General features: G+C 75.9%; 4 protein-coding genes. 3 read left to right on the top strand and 1 reads right to left on the bottom strand.

The window, feature by feature from the left end; all coding sequences use genetic code 11:
• Nucleotides 1-1,014 precede the first annotated feature (1,014 nt).
• From IE312_RS24200 to IE312_RS24190, 3 genes are read left to right on the top strand one after another with little or no spacing between them, the layout of a single operon-like run.
• Complete coding sequence (locus tag IE312_RS24200; RefSeq protein WP_189984426.1) at nucleotides 1,015-1,695, top strand: ABC transporter permease; 681 nt, start codon at nucleotides 1,015-1,017, stop codon at nucleotides 1,693-1,695.
• Nucleotides 1,692-2,363 carry an ABC transporter permease gene (locus tag IE312_RS24195; RefSeq protein WP_189984425.1) on the top strand — a complete coding sequence of 224 codons (672 nt, stop codon included), beginning with the start codon at nucleotides 1,692-1,694 and terminating at the stop codon, nucleotides 2,361-2,363. The genes IE312_RS24200 and IE312_RS24195 overlap by 4 nt, the downstream gene beginning before the upstream one ends.
• Nucleotides 2,360-3,301 (top strand): ABC transporter substrate-binding protein, encoded by a 942-nt coding sequence (locus IE312_RS24190; RefSeq protein WP_189984424.1) that lies wholly within the window; start codon nucleotides 2,360-2,362, stop codon nucleotides 3,299-3,301. The genes IE312_RS24195 and IE312_RS24190 overlap by 4 nt, the downstream gene beginning before the upstream one ends.
• A 6-nt stretch (nucleotides 3,302-3,307) precedes the next feature.
• Here IE312_RS24190 and IE312_RS41695 read toward each other — a convergent pair.
• The coding region (locus IE312_RS41695) for a CBS domain-containing protein (protein WP_368860023.1) at nucleotides 3,308-3,698 on the bottom strand (391 nt) is incomplete at its 5' end.

The following is a 3,698-nucleotide window of genomic DNA, read 5'->3' as shown; positions in this document are numbered from 1 at the left end:
CCCGCCGAGACCGCCGGAGGCGCCGGCTGACTCCCGCGGAGGCCACCCGGGGCGCTGGCAGGCTCCTGCGGGCACCGCCGGAAGCGCCGCACGGCTCCTGCGGACACCGCCCGCGGCGCTGGCTGGCTCCCGTCGACGTCACCCGGGGCGCCGCCCGGCTTCTGTGAACACCGGCGGAGGCGTTGGCTGGCTCCCGTCGACACCGCCCGCGGCGGTGGCTGGCTCGCGTCGGCGTCACCCGGGGCGCCGCCCGGCTTCTGTGGACACCGGCGGAGGCGTCGGCTGGCTCCTGTCGACGTCACCCGGGGCGCCGACAGGTTCCTGCGGGCACCGCCGGAAGCGCCGCCCGGCTCCCGTCGACCCCACCCGGAAACGTCGGCCGGCTCGCGTCGGCGTCACCCGGGGCGCCGGTTGGCTTCTGTGGACACCGGCGGAGGCGTTGGCTGGCTCGCGTCGGCGTCACCCGGGGCGCCGGTTGGCTTCTGTGGACACCGGCGGAGGCGTTGGCTGGCTCCTGTCGACGTCACCCGGGGCGCCGCCCGGCTCCCGCCGAGACCGCCGGAGGCGCCGGCTGACTCCCGCGGAGGCCACCCGGGGCGCTGGCAGGCTCCTGCGGGCACCGTCGGTGGCGCCGCCCGGCTCCCGCCGAGACCGCCGGAGGCGCCGGCTGACTCCCGCGGAGGCCACCCGGGGCGCTGGCAGGCTCCTGCGGGCACCGTCGGAGGCGCCGCCCGGCTCCCGTCGACACCGCCCGCGGCGCTGGCTGGCTCGCGTCGGCGTCACCCGGGGCGCCGGTTGGCTTCTGTGGACACCGGCGGAGGCGTTGGCTGGCTCCCGTCGGCGTCACCCGGGGCGCCGACAGGTTCCTGCGGACACCGCCGGAAGCGCCGCCCGGTCCCGCGGACACCGCCCGGGGCGCCGCCCGGCTCCCGCCGAGACGGCCGGAGGCGCCGGTTGCCCCGGACGGGTCAGTCCGGCGCGCCGGTGGCGTGGGGGGCCCGGTCCAATGGAGCCGTGACCGCGCCCCCGGACGACTGCCTCGCGCGCAACGAGTGGATCTGCGGCGCCTATCTGAGCACCCGCCGGCAGATCCTGCTCGACGCCGTCGTCCAGCACCTGCAGCTGACCTTCCTCTCCGTCCTGATCGGCCTGCTCGTCGCCCTGCCGCTGGCGGTACTCGCCCGCCGCCGGCGCTGGGCGGCCGGCCCGGTCCTCGCCGTCACGACGGTCCTCTACACCATCCCGTCGCTGGCCATGTTCTCCCTGCTGCTGCCCCTGTACGGCCTCTCGGCCGACCTGGTCGTCGCCGGACTGGTGCTGTACTCGCTCACCCTGCTCGTGCGCAACATCCTCGCCGGACTGCGCGCGGTCCCGGAGGAGACCCGGCAGGCCGCGCTCGGCCTCGGCTACGGGCCCCTCCGCCTGCTCCTCGCCGTGGAGCTGCCCCTCGCCCTGCCCGCCGCGATGGCCGGCCTGCGCATCGCCACCGTCTCGGCGGTGTCCCTGGTCACGGTCGGCGCGATCGTCGGCTTCGGGGGCCTGGGCAACCTCATCTACGCGGGCATGAACACCTACTTCAAGGCCCAGGTGCTCACCGCGTCCGTGCTGTGCGTGCTCATCGCCGTCGCCGCCGACCTGCTCCTGCTGGGCGTGCAGCGGCTGATCACGCCCTGGTCCCGGGCGGGCCGCGCGTGAACGCCCTCACCGCCGCCTGGGACTGGCTCACCGACCCCGCGCACTGGTCGGGCGACGACGGCATCCGGCACCGGCTGCTCCAGCACCTCGCGCTCACCGTCGTCTGCCTGCTGCTCAGCTGTCTGATCGCGCTGCCCGTCGCCCTGGTCCTCGGCCACCTCGGCAAGGGCGGCGCGCTCGCCGTGAACCTCTCCAACGTCGGCCGGGCCGTGCCCACCTTCGCCGTCCTGGTGCTGCTGCTCCTGACCCCGGTCGGCGACTGGGGCGAGGGCCCGACGGTGGTGGCCCTGGTGCTGTTCGCCGTACCGCCGCTGCTCACCAACGCCTACGTCGGCGTGCGCGAGGTCGACCGGAGTGTCGTCCAGGCCGCCCGGGGCATGGGCATGACCGGCCGACAGGTGCTGTTTCACGTGGAACTGCCCCTTTCGCTCCCCCTGGTGCTGAACGGGGTACGGATCGCCGCCGTCCAGCTCGTGGCCACCGCCACCATCGCCGCGCTCGCGGGCGGCGGCGGGCTCGGCCGGATCATCACGGCCGGGTTCAATCTCGCCAGCACCCCGCAGGTGGTCGCGGGCGCGCTGCTCGTCGCCGTGTTCGCCCTGCTCGTCGAGGGGGTCTTCGAGGCCGTCGAGCGGCTCGCGCCGAGACGGGCCCGGGACGGCCGATGAGGAGGCGCGGGGCGCTCGCCGCGCTCACGCTCCTCGTGCTGGGCGGCTGTGCCACCGGCCCGGCCCTGGAGCACCGCGGCCAGGTCACCGCACCGCCGGGCGACAGCCGCCACCTGACCATCGGTTCGGCCGGCTTCACCGAGAGCGACCTGCTCGCTCAGCTCTACGCCCAGCTGCTGGACCAGGCCGGCTACCGGACGTCCGTCCTCACCGTGGCCAACCGGGAACTCTACGAACCGGCTCTGGAATCCGGCCAGATCGACGTCGTGCCCGAGTACGCGGCCACCTTCGCCGACTGGCTGGGCGCCAAGGCGCACGGCGCCGGCGTGCCCCCGGCCGGCTCGCCCGACCTCGCCGCCACCATGCGGGCCCTGCGCCGCCTCGCCGCACCCCGCGGCCTCACCGTCCTCCCGCCGGGCCGGGCCGTCGACCAGAACGCCTTCGCGGTGTCCGCGGCCTACGCCCGCCGCCACCGCCTGAGGACCCTCAGCGACCTCGGCGCCTCCGGGCTGAAGGTACGGCTCGCGGCGGGCGACGAGTGCGTGCAGCGGCCGTACTGCGCGCCGGGCCTGCGGAAGGTGTACGGCATCGACGTCACCGGCATCGACCCCAAGGGCGTGGGCACCACCCCGGCCAAGCGGGCCGTGCAGACCGGCCGGGACCAGATGGTGCTGACCACCACCACCGACGCCACCCTCGGCGCCTTCGGCCTGGTCCTGCTCGCCGACGACAAGCGGCTGCAGAACGCCGACTACGTCGTCCCGGTCGTCAACCGCGCCCGCGCGGGCGGCCCCGGTGTGACGAAGGCGCTCGGCCGGCTCAACGACGTCCTCACCACCGGCGACCTGGCCGCCATGAACCAGAAGGTCGACAGCTGGCGCCGGCTCCCGGCCGACGTGGCCCGCGCCTACCTGAAGGACAAGGGCCTGCTGAAGTAGCCCGTCTCAGGCGTCCGCGACCGAGTCGAACGGCACCTGTCCGCGCCTCACCCCGCGCGTGTCGGCGTCCACCGAGCGCCGTAGCGCCTCGTGCAGCCTGGCCGGGGTCAGCACGCCGAGGAACCGCGACCCCTCCAGCACGGCGACCCACCCGGCGTCGTACTGGAGCATCACCCCGAACGCCTGCTTCAGCGGGGCGCCGACCGGCACCCAGGCGGTCATCCGGTGCGCCAGCTCCCCGACCGTGCCGCCCGCCACCAGTTCCCCGGCACCGACCCAGCCGTGCAGATCACCGGCCCGGTCCAGGACCACGGCCCACCGGCCGCCCTGGGCCCGCAGCCGCTCCAGCGCCTGCCCGGCGGGCTCGTCCACGCGGGTCACCGGCGGCTGCTCCAGG

Origin of the sequence: Streptomyces capoamus (assembly GCF_014654935.1) — a bacterium.
Taxonomy (GTDB): Bacteria; Actinomycetota; Actinomycetes; order Streptomycetales; family Streptomycetaceae; genus Streptomyces; species Streptomyces capoamus.
This window is presented reverse-complemented; position numbering and strand designations above follow the sequence as displayed.